The following is a 24942-nucleotide window of genomic DNA, read 5'->3' on the forward strand; positions in this document are numbered from 1 at the left end:
TCCCGTCGCCACCATATTCAGGGGCGAGGACGCGCTGTTTCCGTACTCCGTCGTAATAGGTATATGGCCACCCCATATCCGTGGACGGAGCAATTCGAAACATCTCGTCCGGAATGGCGTTGTCATCCGCTTCGCTGACCAAATCCGGGAATGCTGCATGCGTCGCATCGCGACCGTGCATTGCGCCGTAGAGGGTGTCGCCGTTGCGCCAATCCAGAGCGCTCATCGTGCGAATACCTGTGGCGAAGTGTTCACCGTCGCTGAATTTCTGGTTGAGTTTCGAGTCATCAAACTTCCACACACCAGCTCTTGCTTCCAAGGCTGGACACGGCTTCTGCCCTACAGGCTTTTCGCCCTTGGGCGCTCCGGGAGTCCCGCAGATATTCATACCGGCGTCGAGGGAGACGAAGAGGTTTCCTTTGCCATCAAACGCCAGCGAATGGCCAGAGGGAGCAAGCCCCTCAACGACCGTCTGCGGAGCCGCTGTGGGAACAAGCGCGTTGCCCTCAAACGGGAAGCGATAGACGGCGGTGTTGGAAGAGGCGTAGAGCGCGCCCTTGTAGATGCGGATGCCGGTGCCTTGATCAACCGTGCTGAAGTGTTCGATCTGTGTTGCCTTGTGATCGGGCCCTAGCCGCAGCGCAAGGATGCCGAGTGTCTGCGTCTTGGTGCGGCGTGTGGAGACGTAGATGTCTCCGTTGTCGCGGATTGCCATGTGGCGAATGGAACCCAAATCCTGAGCCACAACGCTCGCGTGAAAGCCACGAGGAAGCGTGAGGCCATCTGGCTCAGAGGCGGAAAGATTTCCGGCAGCAATACCCAACGCCAAAATGGCGAGTGCGAACTTTTTCATGCGAATCAAATTTCTCCGCGCCCGTGCGGAGGCATGGGCAGCAGTATGTGTTGTGTGTGGTGGATAGAAGTGTACGTCGCGACACATACAGTCGTGAAGAAATCGCTTTGCCATATTGCGTACAGGGCAGGAAAGCTCTGTGAACGCCGCAGGGGCGAGCCATATGGCTCGCCCCTGCGGTACTGCTTGTTGTGTTGTTCCGATTTACTTGACGATTTCGGAGATGGCACCGGCGCCTACGGTACGTCCACCCTCACGGATGGCGAAGCGCAGACCCTTTTCCATAGCAACCGGTGTGTGCAGCGTGATCTCGAGAGCCACGTTGTCGCCCGGCATCACCATCTCGGTGCCTTCCGGCAGCTTCGCCGAACCTGTTACGTCCGTCGTACGGAAGTAGAACTGGGGACGGTAGCCGTTGAAGAACGGGGTGTGACGACCGCCTTCTTCCTTCGACAGAACGTACACTTCGCCCTTGAACACGGTGTGCGGCGTGATCGATCCCGGCTTCGCCAGAACCATGCCGCGCTCCACGTCGTCCTTCGCCGTACCACGCAGCAACAGACCTGCGTTGTCACCAGCAAGACCCTCGTCTAGCTGCTTCTTGAACATTTCAACGCCGGTCACGGTCGTCGCCTGCGTATCGCGGAAGCCCACGATCTGTGCCGGCTCGCCAACCTTGATGCGACCACGCTCGATACGGCCCGTCACTACAGTTCCACGGCCCGAGATCGAGAAGATGTCTTCGATCGGCATCAGGAACGGCAGGTCGACCAGACGGTCAGGCTGGGGAACGTTGTCGTCCACGGCCTGCATCAGCTCGTCGATCTTCTGCTCCCACTGAGCTTCGCCGTTCAGCGCGCCCAGAGCCGAGCCACGGATCACAGGAACGTCATCGCCAGGGAACTCATACTTGCTGAGCAGCTCACGAACTTCCATCTCGACCAGGTCGATCAGTTCGGGATCTTCCACGGCATCGCACTTGTTCAGGAACACAACGATGTACGGCACGCCAACCTGGCGAGCGAGCAGAACGTGCTCCTTCGTCTGGGGCATCGGGCCGTCGGTCGCTGCAACCACCAGGATCGCGCCGTCCATCTGCGCTGCGCCCGTGATCATGTTCTTGATGTAGTCGGCGTGGCCCGGGCAGTCAACGTGAGCATAGTGACGGTTCGCCGTCTCGTACTCCACGTGAGAGGTCGAGATCGTGATACCACGCTCGCGCTCTTCCGGTGCGTTATCAATCGTGTCGAACGAACGGAAGCTGTTCTTCGGGTTGTGCTTCGACAGAACCTTCGTGATCGCCGCAGTCAACGTCGTCTTGCCGTGATCGATGTGACCAATCGTGCCTACGTTTACGTGCGGTTTACTACGATCAAATTTTTCCTTCGCCATTGCTCTCTTGCTCCTGAGTTGTAAGCCGTTTGCCAGGCGGCTCCAAAGATGGTTTCAGAACGTGGTGCGGGCTGCCGCACGGTGCGGCTCCAAGCCCAGGGAAACTTTTAAGGGGAGGTCCGTTCGCCTCAGTAGTAGGCGTAGACCTTCAGGTACTTCTGGCGATAGGCCGGATCCACCTTCTCCAGTGTGGAGAGGTAGTGCTCGCGGATCATGCCCTGGTCGCCGTTGTTCAGGCTGTTGTATGCCTGCTCAGAACCGGAACCCAGCTTGCCTGCGCGGAGGACATCTTCGAACTCACGGATGCGCAGCTTCGAGCGATCGAGCGACTTGAGGAAGTCCGATACCTTTGCCGAAGAGAAAGAGTTGTCGATGGCCGATTTGACGGCGTCGAATGCCTGCTGGTTCTCGACTGCGATGGTTGCTTGCTCGTACATGATGTGCCTGCGGAACTCCTACCTTGAAACTCTGGAGCGGGAGACCGGGATCGAACCGGCGACCAACAGCTTGGAAGGCTGTGACTCTACCACTGAGTTACTCCCGCCCTTGAAGCGAATCGGCAGGTCAGCGAGTCAGCAAGCGAACTTGCCTGTCGCGGATCAGCAAACCCGCCTTTGAAACCTGGAGCTGATGGAGGGGATTGAACCCTCGACCTCTCCCTTACCAAGGGAGTGCTCTGCCACTGAGCTACATCAGCCCTGCTTCGTTGAAGGCCGTTCGTTGCGCCCTCTTCGAACCGCGCTTTGCCTGCCCAAGAGCACGCGAAACGCGAAAAACCCTAACAACACCCACGCAAGGCTCCGGTATTTCCCGGGTTCCATGGTGAGACTAACTCCGATGGCGGCTGTTGCGATCAAGACCAGCGCGACGTACATTCGCTGCTGTGATCCCGGTCCGTCCATCTTCATCTTCCGAGGTTCTCATACATCTGAGATCCCCTTAAATCTTATGGTGCACAGGGAAGGATTCGAACCTTCGTAACGCGTTGCGTGGCAGATTTACAGTCTGCTGCCATTAACCACTCGGCCACCTGTGCACTTTTGCCTGTTGTGTTGCCTGGGAATCGGGATGCTGGAGCTGACGAAGGGATTTGAACCCCCGACCCTCTGATTACAAATCAGATGCTCTACCGGCTGAGCTACGCCAGCCCATCTCTGCCGCCAGCCCACTCTAAGTGCACCGGCCCAAAACAAACGCACGCACAACAAACAACGCTGCCATGACCTGCGCAGCGCTGTCTTTGACTTTAGCACAAATTCCCGGGGTGGGGCGAGGGCGCGACTGGAAGGTTTCTGGGAGGCAAAACACGTCAAACGTCAGGCGTCTCGGGGATGATTTTCACCTTGTTGTGAGCGACATTTGTTTCCTTCGCGAAGTATTATTCCGCTGCTTCCCTGAAACCCATTTTGACGAGGATGAACCGCCCAATGAAATCCGTTGCTCTCTTGTCCGTACTAATGTTTGGTGCTACTGCGCTTCACGCCCAGCAGCCGGCCGCCCCTGCGGCACGTCCCGCACCAGCGCCGTTGCAGGTGCCGAATCCACACTATGTTTCCATCCCCATGCATATTGATGTGAATGCACCGGTGGATAAGGTTTGGGCGCGCATTGGCAAGTATTGCGATATTGGCGAATGGGGTATCCCGAACTGCAAGATTTTGTCCGGCGAAGGAGATTTCGGCACGGTACGGTCGATTGGCAACGAGATCCTGGTGGCCAAGACCCAGTACAGCTACACCTATACGCAGCCGGTGCGCGACGGCGTGACGTACAACCTGTACCACGGCACGCTGGAGGCTCGGGCGTTGACCCCAACGACCACACGTATCTTCTACACACTGCTGTTCGACAACAGCATGTTGGCCGACGATGCGGCGCGCGAGAAGGACATTGCGAATCGCACGGCGCGGTTCACCAAGATGTTGGGGAATATGAAGATTCTTTGCGAGGGCGGAACGCTGCCTCCTGGATCATTGGCTGCGCCGCCGGTGATTCCTTCGGCAACCCGGTAATCCATTAAGCAGAACGCAGCGCTCACCGTGAGCGCTGCGTTCTTATTTCTAGCCGAAGATATTGCGATCCAGGTAAGCGTTGCGGAACTTGCCGGTTGGGTCCATCTCTTTGGTGAAAGCGCGGAAGTGGTTGAGTTCCGTGTATTGCTTGTGGAGATACGCGGGGTCAGTGGTGAAGACCTTGCCCCAGTGAGGGCGTGCGCCAAACGGCTCAAGCGCCTTTTGTATGTCGGGCAGTACGTTCAGTACAGCTTCGGGCTCGGGTTTCCAGGTGAAGTGGATCGCGAGCGAATCACGCTGGTAGGCCATGCTCATCGGTAAGTCGTCTGCGGCGATCGAGCGCAGTTCTGTAATGAAAAGATGCGGCGTGATGCGGTCGCGCAGTTTTTCTACGGCGCGGATGGCTTTGTAGCCATCGCTGCGAGCGACGAAGTATTCCGTTTGAATCTCTTCGCCGCTTGAGGGTGTGAATTCCATCTTGAAATGCGGCAGGCGCAGATACCACGGGCCGATGGTGCCCATCTGTTCGGTGCAGGCGTCGGCGGGGTGGTCGTCGATGGGGTGCATCTTGCGCTTCTGCAGCGTGGCTCCGTAGAACATGGGCGGCATCTCTTTTTGCGCCGTTGCCTTGTCTTTGATCCATACCTGGTTCACGCGGTTCTTCTGCCAGTCCGTGAAGAGCGACACGGAGTAGCCGGAAGCCATGATGGTTTCGAGATTGTGCTCCAGTTCATTGAATGACAGGTTCTGGTAAACGACCTGCGACATGTCGTAACGCGGGACGATGTCGAGCGTGACCTTAGTGACGACACCGATGGCTCCGAGGTGGACGACAGCGTTGCGGAACCGGTCGCCGTCGTGGTCGCGGGAGAGATGCACGATGCTGCCGTCGGCTTTGACGATTTCCAATGCACGGACGGCGGAGGAGAGGTTCTTATTGTGCACACCGGAGCCGTGGGTCGCCGTGGCGATGGTGCCTCCGACGGAAATGTGTGGCAGCGAGGCGAGGTTCGCAAGTGCGAATCCTGCCTTGTCGAGTGTGGGGGCGAGTTCTCCGTAGGCGATGCCCGCACCCACGGTGACGGTCTTGGCAGCGGCATCGATGAAGATGCCTTTCACTTCGCGCATGGAAATCTGCGCGGCGGTAGAGTCGGCGATGTTATTGAAACAGTGGCGCGAACCGAGGCCTTTGAGCTTTGCGTTGGCCTTGACGATCTCCGGCACCTGCGCGGCGTCGGTAGGTGCATAGACGCGGTTGGTGCTGTAATGCAGGTTCTTTGCCCAGTTGGTTCGTGGTACGAAAGCGTGATCGTTCATGGGACTCCCCTGTCCAATCATCCACCGTGTGGTGCCACCTGTGGCAAGCACTATGGCTCCTGTCTGCAACAGTTCGCGTCGATTCATGCTCAATGCTCCTTCGCGAAAACTGTATACACGGGTTGTTCACCTTCCGTCGAATTGACGGTAGGCGGCCGTACGCGAATGGTTAGGGCAAAGCGTCTATATCTATGTCATTCTGCTTTGCGGAGCCTTTCATCCCCATGCGTCGCTTTCTGATTTCCGCTTTGTTTGTTGCCACCCCTCTTCTGCATGCGCAGAGCGGCGTTGAGGGCCCGTTGCCGCAGTTGTCTGATAGTGGAAAGGTCGCGGGCAAGCAACATGGCTCTGAACTGAACAATGACGCCATTGTGAAGATGACGAAGGCGGGGCTTGAGGACAGCATCCTGTTGCAGACGGTGCGGTCGCAGCCTGGGGAATACAAGACAGGTCCGGATGATCTGGTTGCGTTGAAGGAAGCCGGTGTTTCACAGGCCGTGATCTCCGCGATGCTTGCGAAGAACAGCGGGCTCGACACGCATCCTGTTGCGCCAGTGGAAGTGACTCCGCTATCAGTGAATAGCGACGACCCAGGGTTGTATTTCAAGAATCAACAGAACCAATGGGAAGCCGTTGGGCCGGAGCTTGTGAAGTATCGCGATGGTGGCGCACTTAAGAGCGTTTTAACGCGCGACATCGTTAAGAAAGATGAGAACGGTGTGGTCAGCGGGCCGAAGTCGCACCTGAAGATCTCACCCGGTACGGAGATGTTGATTCTGGCACCAAGCATTCAGGTGGATGCGGTGGAGTACGTGATCCTGCGCTTTCATGAGAAGAGTGATCGTCGCGAGTTTCGTGTGAAGACTGGAAATGTCTTCCACTCAGAAACAGGTGCGGACCGCGATACGGTGGACATTCCCGTTCACAAGGTGAGTTCGCGGTTGTTTGGATTCACCGTACCGCGCGATCTCCAGAAGGGCGAGTATGGTGTACTCGCTCCCGGTTCTGCGGGTGCTCCCGGTATTGCGCATGCCGGAAAGATTTATACCTTTTCCATTTCAGAGTAAGTTGCAGTATCTATCTTCTGGTTGTGCTCTTACTGAATAGGTAGATCGTCTTATCTTGCGTTGGTGAATGCATGTTAGATAAGACTGAATATGTTCTCCGGTTAGCGGTAGATCATGATGATACTCCCGATCCGCATGAGTGGCTCCCACAGTTAGATCGTCGCGCCGCACTTCGTTTGTTAGGTATGACAGCCGTAGCTGGGCTGGCGGGATGCGGTAGCGGCACTGGCGTCGCCACCGCTGCATCTGATACTTCTTCCACATCGACAGGAAGCTCCTCCTCATGCGCTTCACAAACGCTGGAAGGTGAAGAAGGGCCTTACTTTGTGGATGACAGCGCTTCGGGATATATGCGCAGTAACATCCTCTCCAATCTGGATGGGAGCAATACCCAGAAGGGCGTTGCATTCACACTTACTTTGTACGTGTATGACGCGAAGAATAGCTGCGCTGTCATGCAAGGTGTGCAGGTAGATATCTGGCATTGCAATGCCAGTGGTGTGTATTCCGCCGAGACTTCAGAGGGGACCAGCACGCAGAGCTGGCTGCGTGGATACCAGCTCACGGATTCCTACGGCAAGATACAGTTTGTGACCATCATTCCGGGTTGGTATTCGGGACGCACTACGCATATTCATCTGCGGCTTCGTTCCACCTATGACACGTCCAGCACCGGTGGCACGAATACCATGCAGCTGTTCTTCCCGCAGACACTGGTGGATACGCTGGATACTTCGGTCTCGCCCTACTCGAGCGAAGGAAAGAATCCCACCACGAATGCGTCTGACCGCGTGTACAGCAACCAGGAAGAGGGAACAACACTCATGACGTTGTCAGGCAATACGACCGATGGCTATACCGCGACGGCCAACGTCTATCTTCCAATTGCATAAGCTTTTCGCGCTTTCCACCGGGGAGGAATCGAGAAGGTAATCTATGCCGCGAAGCAGTAGCAGCATAGGCTGAAGTTGCTCTGGCGCTGCTTCGCGGCTGCCTCCACATGACATCGAACGCCTCAATCGTCCGTCTGCATGGACTGGACACGCTGCGCGCTTTTGCGGTGCTGGTGGTGGTGCTGTATCACCTGACCATCTTCGGCGAACTGCCACAAACTCTGTTGCCGGTGACGTACTACGGCTTCATGGGCGTCGATCTGTTCTTTGTGTTGAGCGGGTTCCTCATCGGGCGGCAGTTGTTGAAGCCGTATCTGTGCGGGAAGAGACCATCAATTCGCGAGTTCTATCTACGGCGTGCCTATCGCATTCTGCCTGCATACTTCGTTGTGGTGGCGCTGTACTTTCTGGTGCCTGCGTGGCGTGATTATCCTCAATTGCCGCCACTATGGAAGTTCCTTACGTTCACCATGAACTTTGGATTCACATTCAGCACGCGTGCGTTTTCGCATGCGTGGTCGCTGTGTGTGGAAGAGCATTTTTATCTGGTGCTGCCGTGGCTGGTGTTGTTGATGATGCGCAAGCCGTCCATGGCTAAAACAATTGCGTTGATTGCATGTGTTGTAACCGGTGGCATCGCTCTGCGGTGGTGGCTGGTGTTGCAGTATCCCGACGCGGTCTATGAGCGCGTGTATTACCCAACGTATGCACGGCTGGATGGATTGTTAGTTGGTGTATGTCTCGCATCGGTACATGCGTTTCGGCCTGTGTGGTGGAAGGCGTGGATGCGACGTGGCCACCTGCTGTTTGCTGCCGGTGTGGCGTGTATCGCGGCCGTTGTGTGTATGTTCCGTGGATTGGATCTGGGCAGTGATACCGGACCTGCGAAGTGGGGCGTAATTGTTGGATTCCCGCTGCTGTCACTGGGGTTGGGCATGGTGACTGCATCTGCCATGAGTGACAACGGGTGGCTTGCACGTATACGTGTGCCCGGTGTGGAGATGTTGGCTACGCTGGCGTTTTCGCTGTATCTGACGCATAAACCTGTGGGGCATTTTGTGATGCTGCATGCGCCGCGGATTGCGGAGCCGCACGGGCCCGCATCGTGGTTGATGTACGCAGTGGCTTGCCTGGGGGCGGCATTGGTGTTGCATGTTGCGGTGGAGCGGCCCGCGCTATGGTTGCGTGACCGTGCGCTGCAAAAACAGCCAAGAGAGCTGGATGCGGAGATGCGTGTTGATCCGGCGCTCTAACTGCACTTTTCGGAGAAGACACTCTTGAGATATAGCGATAGCACCGTCTTGAACTCGGCGACAACACGCGAACGATCTACTGCGTTGCTATCGACGTAAAGCGTAACCATTCCCTTGGTGATCTGCAGTACGGTGTTTGCGCAAAGGTAGGCTCGTGCGTCGTCGAGCTGCGGGGCGCAACGTTGCAGAGCTTTTTGCAACACCACGCGGAAGGCATGGCGCGTTGCAGGATCGCGGCGAAAGCGGATGGGCGCGGCTTGCAGTTGCCAATAGGCGGGCTGCTTCGTGGTGAATTCGAGGAAGTTGTCGAGGAAGCTCTCCGCGAATTTCTTTGCGGAAGCACCGTCAAGTTGCTCAAACTCCGGTGTCCAGTAAGCCGCAAGAGCGTCTGCGTATTGCGAGGCTAAAGCCCTAGCCAATGCGACTTTATCGGGAAAGTAGCTGTACAGTGCACCGATGGAAGAACCGGCTCGCTCTGCCACGGCGGTCATGGTGGTGCCTTCGTATCCCTGCTCTACAAAGAGCGATTCGGCAGCGCCAAGAAACGCCTCAACGCGCTTTGTGGCGCGATCTTGCTGCGGGGCGCGGCGTACCGGGATTGACGAAGTTGAGGGCACCCTCATATTCTAGCAATATTGAAATATGAGGGTGTCCTCATATTTCGTGAACAGGAGATGACAGGCATGGCGGATAAGACACTTTCACTGGACGCGAAAAAGACAGCGCTGGTTCTGATTGATTTGCAATACGCCATTGTGGGGCGGGATGTGCAGCCCCATGCGGCGAAGGATGTGGTGGAGCGCTCGCGGCGCATGGCCGATGCACTGCGCGCGAAGGGCGGCGCGGTGGTGTATGTGCATGTGAATCTGCAGGACTTCATGCAGTTGCCGTCCGATGAGCCGACGCAACTCCCGAAGGACATTCCTGCAATGGCAAGCGAGATTGTGCCGGAGGCTGGGAAGCAGGATGGCGACCTGGTGATTGCGAAGCGGCACTGGGGCGCATTTGCGCAGACGAACCTTGAGGCCGAGCTTCGCGCACGCGGCGTGGAGACGATTGTGCTGGCGGGAATTGCAACGAACATCGGCGTGGAATCAACGTTCCGGCAGGGAACTGGTTTGGGCTTTACGTTTGTGGTGGTTGAGGATGCGTGCGCCACGTTCAGCAAGGAGATGCAGGACTTTGCGTTTAAGAACATCTTTCCGCGTGCGGGGCTGGTGCGTTCTACGGATGAGGTGATTGCAGCCATTGTCTAGCGTCGCTACAGAACGCGCGGATACAGCGTTGATCTGGAAGGTGGGAGCGGTCGCCGTTATGGGATCGTTCCTGTCGCAGATGGATGCGACGGTGGTGAATGTTTCGCTGCCTACGCTGGTGCGCGATCTGCATAGCAATCTTTCCGTGATGCAGTGGGTGACCAGCGGCTATCTGTTGGCGTTGGCATTCATGCTGCCGATGAATGGATGGCTGGTGGATCGCATCGGTGCGCGGCGTTTGTACATGATTTGCCTGTCGACGTTCACCGTGTCGTCGGCGTTGTGCGCGGCCGCGTCATCCGCAGAGATGCTGGTGGCGTTTCGCGTGTTGCAGGGATTGAGCGGCGGCCTGTTGGCGCCAATGGCGCAGTTGATGATGGCGCGTGTGGCGGGCAAGAATATGGCCCGGGTGATGGGCTATGCGACGTTGCCGATTTTGTTAGGGCCGTTGGTGGGGCCTGTGATTGCAGGCGCAATCCTGCAACATGCCTCGTGGCATTGGCTGTTTCTTATTAATGTCCCGGTGGGAATTATCGCCGTGTTGTGTGCGATGTTCCTGTTGCCGAACGATGAGGCCGAACGCAATCCGCGATCTTTGGACCTGACGGGATTGGCGATTCTTTCGCCAGGCATGGTTCTGTTTCTGTATGGTGCGGACCATGTGCGCGAGCGCATAGGGATGGTGCTGCTATCAATAGCGGCATTGTGCCTAGTGTTCTTTGTGCGCCATGCGCGGCTTCGTGGTGACGATGCGCTGGTGGATCTTAAGCTATTTCACGGAACGTTTCGTGTGGCTGCGATGACTCAGTTTCTATCGAACGGTGCGGTGTATTCGTTTCAGCTGATGCTGCCGTATCTGTTGGTGCGACAGATGGGTTTCTCGCCCGCGAAGGTGGGATGGTTGTTGATGCCGCTGGGGCTGGGAATGCTGTTGGTGTATCCATCGAACGGCTGGCTGCAGGAGCGGTTCGGGATTCGCAGGCTGGCTGTGGTCGGGGCGTCGATTGTTGCGTTGACAACGGTTCCATTTGTGCTGATGTCGATGCGAGGCTTGAGTCTTCCTGTGCTGGTGATTGCGCTATTTCTGCGCGGCATGGGGCAGGGTGCGATTGGCCTGCCTTCGATTACCTCTGCGTATCTTTCAGTGCCTCGCAGAGAGCTGCCGATGGCGACGACTTCCATGAACATCGTGCAGCGCTTGGGCGGGCCTACTCTTACGACACTGTGCGCGACGCTGCTGGCGTGGGGCATGGAGCAGGGAACGCAGCCTGCCGCGTTTGCCTGGGTCTTCGGATTTCTTTGCTTGATAAATCTCGCGGTGGTGGCGGCCACGTTGCGCCTTCCGTTGCGTGCCTCGCAGGCGCACGCATAGAAAAACGGCGGAAAGCTGCCGGTCGCGCTATTCTGCTGTGGAGTGGAACCGCGACGAAAACGCCGGCTGTATTCCCTGGGTATTCCCATTGCGCTGATTGTGGTGCTGATTGTGGCGCTAGTGCTGCGCTTTCATGCCCCGCCTGAGGTGGCACGTCTGCTGCCGGAATCTGATGCCATTCTCTACATGAGTCTGAAGCCGGTGCGAACCACGACGCACTTTGATGAGAAGCCGGTTAAGCCTTCGCCTGAATACGCGAAGTTTCTGGACGGCACTGGATTCCACTGGGAACGCGATCTGGACCGCATCGCCGTTTCGGTGCATCGCATGCCTGACCCAACTGGGCCGAACGGCGTGGTGGCGTATACGGGCGTGATGGAAGGGCGCTTCGATTCACGCAAGCTGACAGAGTATCTGCAACACAACAGCGTTGCGACCGAAAATTACGCTGGACATACGGTGTATACCGTTCCCGGCAGTGAAGGCCGCGTGATGCGTGTGAGCGCGTTGGGATATGACATGGTTGTGGCGAGCAACATGCCCACGCCAGAACAGATTCATTCCGTAATTGATCGTTACGCGGCGGGGGCTTCGCCGTTTTCGGGATCGTCGTTGTTGTCGTTGCGGTATCGCGAGGTGCCTTACTTCGCGTTGGCGTGGGGCATTGGTCATGTGGGTTTGCCGTTTAGCGATCGCGGCAATATCCAGATGTTCGGTGTGACCTTGCCGATGAGTGAAGATACGGACTTCATCGCGTCGATTGCGTTCCGTGGCAGCCTGCAATTGCGGGTGGAGGAGCTTGCCCCTTCTGAAACGGATGCGATGCAGACGGCCGCGAATCTGGCGACCATTCTCCAAATTGTTCGCGGATTTTCGCAAGGCACAGCAACGCCGCAGGATGCTGCACTGCACCAGGCGTTTGCTTCGCTTTCGGTGGAGCAGAAGAAGAGTCGCGTGGTGATTTCGGGTGATGTTTCGCGTTCGCTGCTGAGTCAAGCGGTGGGCGGGAAGTAACGCTACGGAATTCGATGAGTGCTCGATTTCATATTCGTACTGCGACGTTGGATGACATTCCTCAATTGCATCGGCTGATTGAGGCTTCCGTGCGGCAGTTGCAAACGAACGAGTACACCGCAGAGCAGAGGGATGGTGCGCTGGGGCACGTGTTCGGCGTGGATACGCAACTGATTCAGGATGAAACGTACTTTGTCGCGTGTCCTGCAGAACAACCGGAAGTAATTGTCGGATGTGGTGGATGGAGTTTTCGCAAGACGCTGTTTGGAAGCGATCATGGGCCGGGAAGAGTTCCAGAAGTGCTCGATCCAGCGGTTGATGCCGCGAAGATTCGCGCGATCTTTATCCATCCGGAATGGGCGCGTCAGGGCATCGGGTCGATGATTCTGGAACACTGCGAAATTGCAGCGCAGAGCGCGCGGTTTCGGCGGTTTGAGATGGGATCGACGCTGACTGGCGTGGCGCTCTACGCGCTGAAAGGCTACCGGGAGCGCGAACGTGTGGAGGTGCCTCTGCCGAACGGAAGTCGGCTTCCAATCGTCCACATGGTGAAGTTGGCGGAGGGTGTCGAAACGGCATCCTGAACGGCCGATTCATGGCGTTCGATTGCAGTTGCAAAATGCGTGCGCTGGGCATTTCATTTGGGCATGGACAACTTCCGTCGCACCGCCGTTTTTTGTTCTGCTGTTCTGCTTGCCTCCACGCTTGCCGCCCAGGTGAAGACAGGCCAGGCCGCCTTTGAAGATGCCGTGGATGAAAAGCCGGGCAACCGCATTCACATCACGCTTGCCGATGTGCCACCGCCTCATCCGGACGAAACGGTGGCGAATGGGCCGCAGCTTGTTCCTCGAAACGGCGCGATTCCCATTGCGAAGCCTGGGTATCGGGTGGAACTGTATGCCGAGGGCGGGTTCAAGATTCCCCGCCTGATTCGAACGGCTCCCAACGGCGATTTGTTTCTGGCGGATTCGGGTGCGGGATCGGTGATTGTGCTGCGCGGTGTGGGGGCAAATGGCAGGGCAGCGCAACGTGAGGTGTTTGCGACGGGACTGAACAAGCCTTTTGGCATCAACTTCTGGCCCGCGGACAACCCGCAGTATGTATATGTGGCGAATACGGATTCCGTAGTTCGTTTTCCATATAAGAACGGCGACTTGAAGGCCACCGGTGCGGCGGAGACGATCGTAACCGGTATTCCCGGAGGTGGTGGCCACTGGACGCGTGATCTGGTGTTTTCCAAGGACGGACAGCGAATGTTTGTATCCGTGGGGTCGGGGTCAAATGTGGATGATCCGGACACGCATCCTGCGGAAAATCATCGCGCGGATGTCCTGGAGTACAAACCTAATGGCACTTTTGTGAAGGTGTTTGCCTACGGTATTCGCAACTGCGTGGGCGAGGCCGTTCAGCCAGAAACTGGTGAGTTATGGTGCAGCGTGAATGAGCGTGATCTGCTGGGTAATCACCTGGTGCCCGACTACATCACGCATGTGCAGGACGGTGGATTCTACGGCTGGCCGTGGTGGTACATGGGCGGCAAGCAGGATCCTCGTCACGCAGGAAAGCATCCGGAATTGCAGGCAAAGGTGATCACGCCGGACGTGTTGATGCAGCCGCATAATGGCTCGCTGCAGATGACGTTTTACGAAGGAAAGGGGCTTCCGGGCGTGGCGAAGGGCGACATCTTTGCGGCGGAACATGGTTCCTGGAATCGCAAAGAACGCACTGGCTATGAAGTGGCTCATATCCCGATGAAAAACGGCAAGTCATTCGGCGAATACGAGGACTTTCTTACAGGCTTTACGACGCCGGATGGAAAGGTGTGGGGACGGCCTGTGGGAGTTACCGTGGCGAAAGACAATTCCATCATCGTGGTCGAAGATGGGGCGAACACCGTCTGGCGTGTGACCAAGGGTGAGAAGCAGAACTGATATCTGTCGGAAACCGAACAAATAGAAAGAAATGGGATGGAAGCAAAGTCTTTCGTCCCATTTTCGTTTTTATGGCGTTTACCTGTGAAAAAGAATGCTTCCGTGTGGAACTGAATCGCAACTTCTTGCGTACTGCATTCCATGGGTACGCTGTCCATTGCGATGACGCCGACGATTCCCGGGATGATGGGCTGGAAGATGCCATCTGCGCCCCGTTCGGCAAAGGTTTTGCCACCACGGCCTGCGATGGTTGCGGCTCCGGTGGCTTCCGCTGAGGAGCAGAAAACGCCGCGGCGCGGTAAGAAGGCTGCTGAGCCGAATATTGTCAGCCTTCGTGGGCGTGATCTGCCGGTGATCCGGGATCGCCGTGGCGTGTTAACGGATGTGCCTCTGGAGGCATCGGCAGCGGGCGACGCGCAAGGTACACTGTCGCAACTGGCAGAGGGACAGAGTTTGCAGCGTACACCAGAGGAAAGTCGGAATCTGGAGCCGTGGAACGCGGCAGCGCCATCTGCGCCCATCATGGATGCGGCCAAGGCGCAGGAATTGGAGACGTTGCACCGGCTGGTGTATGCGTGCCTGCGCGGCGATTCGTCCGCATGGCAGCAGTTGGTTGTTGCCCAGCATCGCCGGGTATATGGAATCTGCTATCGCTTTACGGGATCGCCCACGGATGCCGAAGACCTGACGCAGGATGTGTTCCTGAAGGTCTACAAGAATCTGCCGGGATTTGATCCGGAAAAGGGTGCGTTCACCACGTGGCTGACCACGCTGACGCGCAACATGCTGGTGGACCACTTCCGCCGCACGCGTCTGGATCGCGCGACCGATTCGCTGGACGAAAACCTGCACGACGAAGACGGCCCCACCATGGCGGAACGTTTGGCTGACACGAGGCCGAACCAGATGGAGCAGGTGGCGCGGCAGGAGATGCGTGTTCGCATTCAGCATGCGTTGAAACAGCTTTCGCCGGAGTTGCGCGAGGCTGTGATCCTGCGCGATCTGCAGGACATGGATTACCGAGAGATTGCCACGGTTCTGCGTGTGCCGGAAGGCACTGTAAAGAGCCGAATAAGCCGGGGCCGCGCCGAGTTGGCGCGCATGCTCGGACGCACAGAGAGGAAGGTGATGTAGGTGAGTGATGAGACGACCAATTCGACAGAGGGAGGAAAGAAGCGCATGAGCCGGCTCACCTGCACGCAGTGCGAGACGATGCTGCTTGACGCCGCGGACGGCGTTCTGCTGGCTGAAGACGATACGCATTTCCGCCTGCATCTGGCCGAATGCCCGTCGTGCGAAAAGCTCTTCGAAGAGATTCGCAAGGGCGACGCATGGATGGACATGCTGAAGGAGGAAGAGCCTGTTCCGCCAGAGAACCTGGTGGCGCGCATCCTGATGCGGACCAGTGGCAATGAAGGTCTGGCCAGCGCGATGGCGGCGCAGGTGGCGCATTCGGGTTCTTTGTTCGGGAATAGCCAAGGTGCAAAGGTGCTGCCTTTCCGCGCACCGGAACCCAAGAATGCATGGGCGCGCATGGTGCATACGGTGATGCAGCCGCGCTTTGCCATGACAGCGGCGATGGCATTCTTCTCCATTGCGCTGACCCTGAATCTGTTTGGCGTTCACGTTGGTGCATTACGTGCCAGTGACCTGAAGCCTTCCAGCATTCGCCGCAGCTTCTGGAGCATGAACAGCCAGGTGGTGCGGTATTACGACAACCTTCGCGTGGTGTACGAGTTGGAATCGCGTGTGCGTGAGATGCAGCGTGATACCGACAGCGGAACGCAACGCGGTATTACCAACCAACCGGAGAAGAAGGACGATTCGGAACAGCGTCCCGTACCCTCCGGACAGCCTCGCAGCAGTTCGCCCTTTCCCAAACACGAACTGCACGGCGATTGGCACCACCCGCACTTCCAGGAAGTGCAGAGCAGCAGAGAGACTTCCGCAGTGGATCGTCGCGGAAAAGGAGAGCAAGCATGAGCATCCAGGACAACAGCAATCAGCAGGGTTACACTGCGCCGGGTGCTTCCGCGGGTTACGACCCGCAGATGGGTACGCACGGTACGAACTATGACCCGGCAGGGGCAGTTCCTCCGCCTCCGCCACCACCCTATGCTTATCCTCCGCCGCCGGGAACACATATTCCCAACCCCATGCTGGCGGGCTTGCTGGGCTTTATTCCCGGTGTAGGTGCGATGTACAACGGCCAGTTTGCAAAGGGTCTGGCGCACCTTGCTATCTTCGCCATCTTTGTTTCTCTCAGCAGTCATGTTGCCGACATCTTTGGGATTTTTGTGGCGGGCTGGGTGATCTACATGGCGTTTGAGGCTTACCAGACGGCGCTGGCGCGTCGCGATGGTAGCCCACTGCCTGACCCCTTTGGCCTGAACAACATTGGCGAACGCTTTGGCTTTCAGGCGCACGCGCACCCTGATCTGAACCGCACCTGGTCGCAGACCGTGGGCCGCATGCCCGGAGCTGCACCTGCGATGGAAGAGACGCGTTACGACGCGGCGACGGGAGCCAGCTATTACTCGCGTACTGATGCTGCTGGAAACACGAGCAGCTATCAGGTGGATCCCGCGGGCAACGTGTATTCGCAGAGCTCGACGACGACCGTGCCACCTGCTGGCTACGCGCCTCCACCCGCAGGGTATGCGCCGCCATATGATCCGGCAGCATATGGTGTGCCGCCTGTGCCTCCTTCGGCTTATGGCATGCCCCCGGTGCCTCCTGTACCGCCTATGCCTCCCGTGCCTCCGGCAAAGCAGATTCCTGCAGGCGCGTTCTGGCTCATTGGACTTGGAATCTTTGCTCTGCTGGGTTCTTTGCGCCCGTTCTCTGGCCTGGAAGGGGAAGCGACTGGTGGCCTGTTCCTGATGGGACTGGGTGCATTCCTGATCTATCGCCGCCATACGGCACTGCGGTACCTGTATGCCGAAGGATCGCCCGAATTGGAATTCAGCAATGTCCGGGCCTATCGCGGAGCAGCCATTGTGTTGGTCGTCGGATTACTGGTCTTCCTTCAGGGGCTGCACGTGCTGCATGGCGAGATGTTTGGCGCCGTGTTCCTGATTGCCCTGGGTGGACTGCTGCTGGCGGAACGTGTGACGCAGAACCGTGCGATGCCTGGTTATCCCAGTTATCCGAACTATCCCGGATATCCGGGACAGCCGGTTCCTCCCGCAGCGGAGACGCCAGTTGCATCAAAGGATGAGCCTGTTTCGATTGTGCCGAAGTACACGCGGCCAGAGAACGATTTGAGCATCGGCAACGATGAGGAAGGACGGTAAAGAGCCATGAGCACGACACCTCCAAACCAGCCTCCCTATCCTCCAAGTGGAGACACGAACGCACCGTTCGATCCCACCAACGTCAACGATCCACGCTACGACCCCAGCCGTGATCCGCGTTACGATCCGCGCTGGCAGAAGGCGCAACAGCGCTACTATCGCGACCAGCAGCGGATGGCTGATCGTCAGGGCCGGGCGCAGCAGAAAGCAGCCGCTGCGGCATGGAAGATGCAGGCCCGCGTGCAGCGCGACCAGATGAAGATGTACTGGCGTGGCCAACGTCGGACTTCTCTCATTGGACCAATTCTGCTGATTACGATCGGGTTGATCTTCTTCCTGGTTCATTCAGGCAAGATCTCTACGATTGGTTTCTTTAACTGGTACGCGCACTGGTGGCCGCTGCTGTTCATTGCGGTAGGTGTGTTGCGGTTGGCCGAATGGGCCATTGATCGTGCCATGGCTCCTGCGGATGCACCGCCGATGCGTTACAGCATTGGTGGAGGCGTGATCTTCGTGCTGGTGGTGCTGGCCTGCGTCGGCCTGGCATCGCACACATTGCAGTGGCGTGCAGACAACAACGGTATGCAGTTCTTTGGCTTCAAAGGCGAAGGAATGGAACATTTCTTCGGACAGAAGCACGAGGAAGATGCGGCTCCGATGTTGCGCACGATTCAGGCAAACGGATCGTTGTCCATCGTGAACCCGCGTGGCGATATCTCCGTCGCAGGAACGAGTGACGACGGTCAGATTCACCTGTCGGTGCACAAGTCGGTCTACACAAACTCAGACAATGCTGCGTCGGATCGTATGCGTGATCTCACGCCAGTTTTTGAAGGCGCGGATGACAACCTGACACTACGTGTTCCAACGGTGCAGGGTGGCACAGCCGATGTGACGCTGCTGGTACCTCCCGCAACGCATCTGCTGCTGAACAGCACACGTGGTGACGTTCATGTAACGAACATGAAGGCACCGCTGGTGGTCACGGCAGACAACGGTGATGTGGAAGTGGCGGCGATTACAGGACCTGTGCAGGTGCACGGTAACAACCGTCATCACGACATCAGCGTGCGCAGCGTTGCAGGTGATGCGATTGTTGACGGCACAGGCGACGAAGTCACACTGACTGACGTTACAGGTAGCGCCACGATTCATGGCGACTTCTTTGGCGGAGCCAATGTGCAGCGTGTGAGCGGACGTGTTGCCTACAACAGCAGCCGTACCGATCTCAACTTCTCAAAGTTGTACGGAAGCTTCTCCATTGACCGCGACGACATTGAGGCAGACCAGGTGGTTGGCCCTGCACTGGTGCAGACGCGTAGCCGCAACGTGACGCTGAACAAGGTCTCTGGCGAGTTGAAGGTGGTGAACAACCACGGTGACGTGAAGGTGGATGCGGCGATGCCGGTTGGCTCACTGACCATCGACAACCAGAATGGTTCCGTGACGCTGACACTGCCGGATAAGGGCAAGTTCAACCTACAGGCAGAGACAAGCGATGGCGATGTGCACAGCGAGTTCGGCGCTACAAATTCGCCGGGTAAAGGCATCCTGACTGGAACGGTGAACGGTGGTGGGCCGCAGGTGAGAATCAACACCTCACACGGCGACATCTCGGTAAGCCGCAATATGACTGGCGGACTGACACCGCCACCTCCGCCACAGAAGCTGTCGGGTGTGCCGGTTCCTCCCACACCGCCGGACACTCTCAACATCCCAATGCCCGACGTAAATGCGATTACGGCAAATGCGTTGAAGCAGGCGCAAGATGCGTTGGAGGCGAGTCAGAAGTCGCTGGAAGATGCAAAGGACCTGACTCGGGAACAGAAGGAGCAGGCGCGCCGGGAGATTGAGCAGGCCAAGGAAAAAATGAAGGAAGCGCGCGACAAGCAAAGGCAGGCTGATCAGTTGGCGCGTGATGCTGCTCGAAAGGCAAAACAACAACAGGATCAGTAAACCTGGCGCTGATTCAGAAACAGAGAGGCCGCTCCGGATGGGAGCGGCCTCTCTGTTTGTACTTTCGAAGCGAAACTACTTCACTTCATAACCGGCGAAGAAGTAGCCGATCTCGAAGGCTGCGGTGTCCTCGGCATCAGAGCCGTGGATCGCATTCTCTTCGATGGATGCAGCGAACTGCTTACGGATGGTGCCTTCCTCAGCGTTGGCCGGGTTGGTGGCGCCCATCAGCTTGCGCAGGTCAGCAATCGCGTTGTCCTTCTCCAGAACCATGGGAAAGATGGGGCCGGAGGACATGAACTTGGTCAGGTCCTTGAAGAACGGACGCTCGCTGTGAACGTGGTAGAAGCCCTGCGCCTGCTCGTCGGTCAGCGACATCTTCTTGATGGAGACGATCTTGAAGCCAGCCTCTTCAATCTTGGCGAGGATAGCTCCGGTGTGACCCTTGCGGACGGCGTCCGGCTTAACGATGGAAAACGTGCGCTGCGACATGGTGCTCCCTAGGTGAGTTTTGATCTCAACCCTAAGATTGTACCGTTTTTCGCAGATTCAGGCGGCCCGGGCTGTCCGTTCGTCTTCGAAGGATTGCTGCTGTGGAGCGACAGCATCAGGAATAAAGACGGAAAATGTTGTGCCGCCATGCCTTCCGCCGCCTGTGCGCGAACGCACAGAGATGCGGCCACCCATGCGATTCGCCAGCGTATTGGAAATCCATAGGCCCAGACCAGAACCGTTGGCGCCCTTGGTGGTGTAAAAGGGCTCGAAGATGTGAGAGGACGTATGGCGTGGCATGCCGTGACCGGTGTCCGAAACCAGGATGCGGAAGCCGGGCTGTCCGGTACGTCGATCGCGGGCGGGACAGGTTCGAAGTGTCAGGGTGCCGCCCTCTTTGCTCATGGCATCGATCGCGTTCCCTACGAGATTGTTCAAAATCTGACGCACATCGCCCTCCGCGCACCGGAATGCAGATGACGGGCGGTGCCTACGGCGAATCTGGATGCGACGATGGTGCAGACGGCCTTGGTGCAACGAGAGCACAGAGTCAATCAGTGTTTCCGGGACGACTTCCGTGGGGTTGGTGCCGGACCGTTGGAAACGCAGCGTTTGCGACACGATCTGCGAAACGCGCGCTAGTTCAGTCTCTGCCGTGCGCAGGTATTCATTCGCTTCTGCGGAGATGGATGAGTCATTCCGCACGATATAGAGCAGATTTGTGACCGCTTCGAGAGGGTTGTTGATCTCGTGGGAGATGGAAGCTGCCAGACGACCCACCGCGGCAAGCTTCTCCGACTGCAGGAGGCGATCCTCTGCGGCGCGTTGCTGCGCGCGAAGCTGCTGCGTGGCAGCGCGTTCCGTTGCAACAGCCACTTCTCGCTGGCGTAACTCTTTCTCTTTGGCAAGATCGCATTCAATGCGGGCGGCGGCGTCTCGCTGGCGCAGCACTTCCGTCTGCTCGTATTGGACATGCTCTAGGCGCTCCTGCAGATGACGAAGCGTGCTTCCATCCTGAATGGTGACGACCGTACCACCGCTGTTAGGCAATGGCATCGCAGAGCCGAATACGGGAACAGGATCGCCCGACTTGGTCCATAGGACTTCGTTGGCGTTGCGAACTTCTTCGCCCGTTAGCGCCGATTTTAGGAACGGGCATGAGGCACGGTCATAAAAGCTACCGTCCGCGTGACGACTATGCAGAAGAGAATGTATGTCTGCGCCCAACAGTTCGGAGACTTTATAGCCAAACATGGCCGCTGCGGCCGGATTTACATGGGTGCAGATGCCTTCTAAATTCATGGCAAAGATGCCGACGGTGACCTGCTGCAGAAGGTCGTCCGCCGTGGTTTCTTGCGCGTCCCGTCGTCGTTCCGGACTTTCCATGCAGCTTCTCCATGGCAACGAAGCTCCCTCAAGCCACCCTGCTATCCAAGATGGATGCAAAAGATATCAAAACTGTCCCTTTGTTATTTGAAAGGGTTTTCCCGGGTAACACAGTTGTTTGAGGCGGTGAAAGATCACCAGGAAAGACAACAGGGGACGCCGTGTGGCGTCCCCTGTGAGGCAACTGATTGTTAAGCAGGTTTACTTTCCGAGTACCCGCGCCATGGTTTCGCCAATGTCAGCGGGCGATTTCACCACGTGAATGCCTGCGGCAGCCATCGCTTCCATCTTGCTCTCCGCTGTACCTTCGCCACCGCTGATGATTGCGCCAGCGTGGCCCATGCGGCGCCCCGGAGGGGCCGTCTGGCCTGCGATGAAGCCAACAACGGGCTTCTTCACGTGTGCCTTGATGTATTCAGCAGCGATTTCTTCGTTGGTGCCACCGATTTCGCCGATCATGACGATTGCCTCGGTGTCGGGGTCATCGTTGAGCATCTTGATGGCGTCAATGTGCTTGGTGCCAATGATCGGGTCGCCACCAATGCCAATCGCCGTCGACTGGCCGATGCCGCGCTGCGTGAGCTGGTGTACGGCCTCATAGGTCAGCGTTCCCGAACGCGACACGATGCCCACATGACCCTGCTTATGGATGCGGCCGGGCATGATGCCGATCTTTGCCATGCCGGGCGAGATGACACCGGGGCAGTTGGGCCCGATCAGGATCGACTTGGAGTCCTTCACGATGGTCCATGCCTTCACCATGTCCAGCACCGGGATGCCTTCGGTGATGCAGACGACCAGCGGGATTTCCGCGGCAACGGCTTCCATAATGCCGTCGGCTGCGAATGGCGGCGGCACGAAGATCATGGTGGCGTTTGCGCCAGTTTCCTTTACCGCTTCTTCCACGGTGTTGAATACGGGCCAGCCTTCATGGATGGTGCCGCCCTTGCCGGGCGTTACGCCACCAACAACCTTGGTGCCGTACTCCTGGCAGCCCTTTGCGTGATATGTGCCTTCACGGCCAGTGATGCCCTGCACAATGAGGCGAGTTTCGTTGTTTACCAGTACTGCCATTACTTGCCTCCCTTTGCAGCTTCTACTGCGAGCTTTGCGGCTTCCGCCATCGTTGCGCCCACGGCGTACTTCAGGCCGGACTCTGCAAGGATCTTGCGGCCTTCTTCGACGTTGGTGCCTTCCAGACGCAGGATCAGCGGCAGAGTGACGTTCAGGTTCTTCGCTGCGGCGACCACTGCAGTGGCCAGCACATCGACGCGGAGGATACCGCCGAAGATGTTGATGAAGATCGCCTTCACGTTCGGGTCGGCGAGCAGGATAGCGAAAGCAGCTTCAATCTGCTGCTGGTTCGCACCGCCTCCTACGTCGAGGAAGTTGGCAGGCGAACCACCGCTGTACTGGATGATGTCCATCGTTGCCATGGCGAGACCGGCACCGTTCACCATGCAGGCGATTGAGCCGTCGAGGCGGATGTAGTTCAGCGAGTCCTTGCTGGCTTCCACTTCGAGCGGGTCTTCTTCGCTGATGTCGCGGAGTTCCTTCAGGTCCTTGTGGCGGAACATCGCGTTGTCGTCGAAGTTGATCTTGCAATCGAGCGCGAAGAGCTTGCCGTCCTTGGTGGTGACCAGCGGATTGATCTCAAGCAGCGAGCAATCGGTCTCCACATAGGCCTTATAGAGACCCATCATGAAGCTGACGGCCATGTTGATCTGCGGGCCTTCGAGGCCCAGCTTGAATGCCAGGTTGCGTGCCTGCCAGGGCTGGAGGCCGAGAGCAGGTTCAATGGCTTCCTTATAGATCGCGTCGGGGTTGGAGTGGGCGACTTCCTCAATCTCCATGCCGCCTTCACGCGATGCCATGAAGGTGAGCTTGCCGTTGCCACGGTCCAGCGTGATGCCGAGATAGAGTTCGCGCTCGATGGCGGAACCCTGCTCGATGAGCAGGCGCTGCACCTTCTGGCCCTGCGGACCAGTCTGATGCGTGATCAATTGCATGCCGAGGATGGCTTTGGAAGCCTCATTGGCTGCGTCGATGTTCTTGGTGACCTTCACACCGCCGCCCTTGCCACGGCCGCCAGCGTGAATCTGCGCCTTCACCACAACGACGGGATTTCCGGCGGAGAAGAGGCTCTTCGCGGCGCGGTCGGCGTCTTCCAGCGTGGTGACCATTTCGCCTTCGGGGACGGGGACGCCGTACTTCCGCAGGATCTCTTTCGCCTGGTACTCGTGAATCTTCATGAACTTTGAACAGCTCCGGCGCGGCGTTTTGTCTGGGACAAAGCGCTCTGGGTTGCAACACGGCTCATGGTAGCGGAGCGCGATGAACCGAGTAAATGGTTACCGCACGCGTGTTCGGTTATCGTTCAAGAGAGGCCATCTGCGACGATGGGAAGGCATGGACGCGAAGGAATTGCTGGCGGAAGTTGTGGATGGTGGGGATGCGCTGAGTTTTGATGAAGCGCAGGAGCTGATGACGTCGCTGTTGCGCGGCGGTCTGAGCACCGACGAGATGAGTGCGCTGCTGACGACGCTGCATGATCGTGGCGAGACAGCGGCTGAACTTGCGGGATTCAGTGCGGCAATGCGTGCGGCGGCGGTGTTGCTGCCCTTAACCCAGGCCGAACGCGAGCGTGCCGTGGATACATGCGGCACGGGCGGCGATGGCTCGGGGACGTTCAATATTTCCACGGCGGTGGCGTTGGTGGCTGCGGCAGCCGGCGTGACGGTGGCGAAGCATGGCAATCGGGCGATCACCTCGCGAAGCGGATCGGCGGATGTTCTGCATGCCCTGGGTGTGGAGACGGAGCATACTCCGGAGTCGGCGGCGGATTCATTGCGTGCGAACGGGTTTGCGTTTCTGCTGGCTCCGCGGATGCATCCGGCGATGAAGGCAGTGGCGCCGGTGCGGAAGTCGTTGCCGTTTCGCACGGTGTTCAACTTACTTGGCCCCATGTCGAATCCGGCAGGGACGACACGGCAGGTGCTCGGTGTGTACTCACCCGAAGCTGTGGACATGGTGGCGGAGGCGATGGCCTTCAGCGGCCACATGGAGCACGCCCTGATTGTGCATGGCGATGGTGGGCTGGACGAGTTTTCGCTGAGCGGCGAGAGTGTTGTCGCAGAGGTGCGTGGAGACCAGATTCGTCGTTACACCGTGACGCCGGAGGACGCGGGGTTGCAACGTTCGCAGGATGCTCTGTTGGGTGGCGACGCGGTAGAAAATGCGGCGATCCTAAGCAGCATCTTTGCCGGTGAAACAGGGCCGAGGCGCGACATTGTGCTGCTGAACGCGGCGGCAGTGTTGCTGGTGGCAGGCGTGGTGGACGATCTGGCAGAAGGTGTGCGGCGTGCAGCGATTGCCATTGATAGCGACGCGGTAACGACGCTTGTGCATCGATTGAGCGGACGCACGCAATAGTGTCTTGCTTTCCATGCGCA

The 24942-nt window shown here is 57.9% G+C and carries 23 protein-coding genes and 4 tRNA genes; 14 read left to right on the top strand and 13 right to left on the bottom strand.

The features are described 5' to 3' along the window. From BLT38_RS00005 to BLT38_RS00040, 7 genes are all read right to left on the bottom strand, one after another. Positions 1–853: PQQ-dependent sugar dehydrogenase (locus tag BLT38_RS00005; RefSeq protein WP_197674912.1), on the bottom strand; the 853-nt coding region annotated here is incomplete at its 3' end. 204 nt (positions 854–1057) lie between these two features. Next, positions 1058–2245, bottom strand: a complete 1188-nt coding sequence (gene tuf / locus BLT38_RS00010) for an elongation factor Tu (protein ID WP_083343353.1) — start codon at positions 2243–2245, stop codon at positions 1058–1060. A 128-nt stretch (positions 2246–2373) separates the two neighbouring features. Next, positions 2374–2682 carry a hypothetical protein gene (locus BLT38_RS00015; RefSeq protein WP_083343354.1) on the bottom strand — a complete coding sequence of 103 codons (309 nt, stop codon included), beginning with the start codon at positions 2680–2682 and terminating at the stop codon, positions 2374–2376. 32 nt (positions 2683–2714) lie between these two features. Further along, positions 2715–2789 (bottom strand) — tRNA-Gly (locus BLT38_RS00020). 78 nt (positions 2790–2867) lie between these two features. Continuing rightward, positions 2868–2942 (bottom strand) — tRNA-Thr (locus tag BLT38_RS00025). Positions 2943–3194: 252 nt separating this feature from the next. Next, a tRNA-Tyr gene (locus BLT38_RS00035) sits at positions 3195–3281 on the bottom strand. 36 nt (positions 3282–3317) lie between these two features. Continuing rightward, positions 3318–3393: transfer RNA gene (locus BLT38_RS00040), tRNA-Thr, on the bottom strand. A 279-nt stretch (positions 3394–3672) separates the two neighbouring features. Between BLT38_RS00040 and BLT38_RS00045 the strand changes: the two genes are divergently transcribed. Next, a complete protein-coding gene (locus BLT38_RS00045) occupies positions 3673–4257 on the top strand; it encodes a hypothetical protein (RefSeq protein WP_156784960.1) in 585 nt (194 codons plus the stop codon). A 48-nt stretch (positions 4258–4305) separates the two neighbouring features. On the opposite strand, the gene BLT38_RS00050 is transcribed toward BLT38_RS00045, so the two are convergent. Then, positions 4306–5661, bottom strand: coding sequence for a D-arabinono-1,4-lactone oxidase (locus BLT38_RS00050; RefSeq protein ID WP_083343356.1), 1356 nt, complete (start codon positions 5659–5661; stop codon positions 4306–4308). A gap of 137 nt (positions 5662–5798) precedes the next feature. Between BLT38_RS00050 and BLT38_RS00055 the strand changes: the two genes are divergently transcribed. The 3 genes from BLT38_RS00055 (at position 5799) to BLT38_RS00065 (ending at position 8787) form a co-directional block, all read left to right on the top strand. Continuing rightward, positions 5799–6641: a hypothetical protein gene (locus tag BLT38_RS00055; protein WP_156784961.1), complete on the top strand. Its 843-nt coding sequence runs from the start codon at positions 5799–5801 to the stop codon at positions 6639–6641. Between the two features lie 71 nt (positions 6642–6712). Next, entirely contained in the window at positions 6713–7534 is an 822-nt protein-coding gene (locus BLT38_RS00060) for a hypothetical protein (RefSeq protein WP_083343358.1), read from the top strand. 107 nt (positions 7535–7641) lie between these two features. Further along, complete coding sequence (locus tag BLT38_RS00065; RefSeq protein ID WP_083343359.1) at positions 7642–8787, top strand: acyltransferase family protein; 1146 nt, start codon at positions 7642–7644, stop codon at positions 8785–8787. On the opposite strand, the gene BLT38_RS00070 is transcribed toward BLT38_RS00065, so the two are convergent. Beyond that, the gene (locus BLT38_RS00070; RefSeq protein ID WP_172838088.1) at positions 8784–9404 is read right to left on the bottom strand and encodes a TetR/AcrR family transcriptional regulator; all 621 of its coding nucleotides are present in this window, start codon (positions 9402–9404) and stop codon (positions 8784–8786) included. The two genes, BLT38_RS00065 and BLT38_RS00070, sit on opposite strands and share 4 nt — an antisense overlap. A gap of 66 nt (positions 9405–9470) precedes the next feature. Here BLT38_RS00070 and BLT38_RS00075 point away from each other — a divergent pair, with 66 nt between their 5' ends. From BLT38_RS00075 to BLT38_RS00115, 9 genes are all read left to right on the top strand, one after another. Continuing rightward, positions 9471–10043 carry an isochorismatase family protein gene (locus BLT38_RS00075; protein WP_083343361.1) on the top strand — a complete coding sequence of 191 codons (573 nt, stop codon included), beginning with the start codon at positions 9471–9473 and terminating at the stop codon, positions 10041–10043. After that, positions 10036–11415: a DHA2 family efflux MFS transporter permease subunit gene (locus BLT38_RS00080; RefSeq protein ID WP_231966643.1), complete on the top strand. Its 1380-nt coding sequence runs from the start codon at positions 10036–10038 to the stop codon at positions 11413–11415. The genes BLT38_RS00075 and BLT38_RS00080 overlap by 8 nt, the downstream gene beginning before the upstream one ends. Before the next feature lie 42 nt (positions 11416–11457). Beyond that, positions 11458–12429: a hypothetical protein gene (locus tag BLT38_RS00085; RefSeq protein ID WP_156784962.1), complete on the top strand. Its 972-nt coding sequence runs from the start codon at positions 11458–11460 to the stop codon at positions 12427–12429. A gap of 14 nt (positions 12430–12443) precedes the next feature. Next, positions 12444–13013 carry a GNAT family N-acetyltransferase gene (locus BLT38_RS00090; protein WP_083343364.1) on the top strand — a complete coding sequence of 190 codons (570 nt, stop codon included), beginning with the start codon at positions 12444–12446 and terminating at the stop codon, positions 13011–13013. Positions 13014–13052: 39 nt separating this feature from the next. Beyond that, positions 13053–14360: a PQQ-dependent sugar dehydrogenase gene (locus BLT38_RS00095; RefSeq protein ID WP_231966644.1), complete on the top strand. Its 1308-nt coding sequence runs from the start codon at positions 13053–13055 to the stop codon at positions 14358–14360. A 141-nt stretch (positions 14361–14501) separates the two neighbouring features. Then, positions 14502–15494 (top strand): RNA polymerase sigma factor, encoded by a 993-nt coding sequence (locus tag BLT38_RS20830; RefSeq protein ID WP_231966645.1) that lies wholly within the window; start codon positions 14502–14504, stop codon positions 15492–15494. Positions 15495–15539: 45 nt separating this feature from the next. Next, on the top strand, positions 15540–16343 hold the full coding sequence (locus BLT38_RS00105) for an anti-sigma factor family protein (RefSeq protein ID WP_156784963.1): 804 nt from the start codon (positions 15540–15542) through the stop codon (positions 16341–16343). Further along, on the top strand, positions 16340–17656 hold the full coding sequence (locus tag BLT38_RS00110) for a hypothetical protein (protein WP_083343367.1): 1317 nt from the start codon (positions 16340–16342) through the stop codon (positions 17654–17656). The genes BLT38_RS00105 and BLT38_RS00110 overlap by 4 nt, the downstream gene beginning before the upstream one ends. Positions 17657–17662: 6 nt before the next feature. Beyond that, positions 17663–19612: a DUF4097 family beta strand repeat-containing protein gene (locus tag BLT38_RS00115; RefSeq protein ID WP_083343368.1), complete on the top strand. Its 1950-nt coding sequence runs from the start codon at positions 17663–17665 to the stop codon at positions 19610–19612. A 75-nt stretch (positions 19613–19687) separates the two neighbouring features. Here the strand turns inward: BLT38_RS00115 and ndk are convergent, their stop codons facing one another. The 4 genes from ndk to sucC all read right to left on the bottom strand — a co-directional run bounded on the left by ndk (position 19688) and on the right by sucC (position 23742). Further along, on the bottom strand, positions 19688–20104 hold the full coding sequence (ndk, locus tag BLT38_RS00120) for a nucleoside-diphosphate kinase (protein ID WP_047497502.1): 417 nt from the start codon (positions 20102–20104) through the stop codon (positions 19688–19690). A gap of 57 nt (positions 20105–20161) precedes the next feature. Further along, entirely contained in the window at positions 20162–21490 is a 1329-nt protein-coding gene (locus BLT38_RS00125) for a two-component system sensor histidine kinase NtrB (RefSeq protein ID WP_083343369.1), read from the bottom strand. A 201-nt stretch (positions 21491–21691) separates the two neighbouring features. Then, complete coding sequence (sucD, locus tag BLT38_RS00130) at positions 21692–22564, bottom strand: succinate--CoA ligase subunit alpha (protein ID WP_083343370.1); 873 nt, start codon at positions 22562–22564, stop codon at positions 21692–21694. Next, positions 22564–23742, bottom strand: a complete 1179-nt coding sequence (sucC, locus tag BLT38_RS00135; protein WP_083343371.1) for an ADP-forming succinate--CoA ligase subunit beta — start codon at positions 23740–23742, stop codon at positions 22564–22566. The genes sucD and sucC overlap by 1 nt, the downstream gene beginning before the upstream one ends. Before the next feature lie 82 nt (positions 23743–23824). On the opposite strand from sucC, the gene trpD reads away from it, so the two are divergent. Then, positions 23825–24922, top strand: a complete 1098-nt coding sequence (trpD, locus tag BLT38_RS00140; protein ID WP_331711390.1) for an anthranilate phosphoribosyltransferase — start codon at positions 23825–23827, stop codon at positions 24920–24922. Positions 24923–24942: the final 20 nt, after the last annotated feature.

The sequence above is a fragment of the Terriglobus roseus genome, from assembly GCF_900102185.1.
Classification (GTDB): domain Bacteria; phylum Acidobacteriota; class Terriglobia; order Terriglobales; family Acidobacteriaceae; genus Terriglobus; species Terriglobus roseus_A.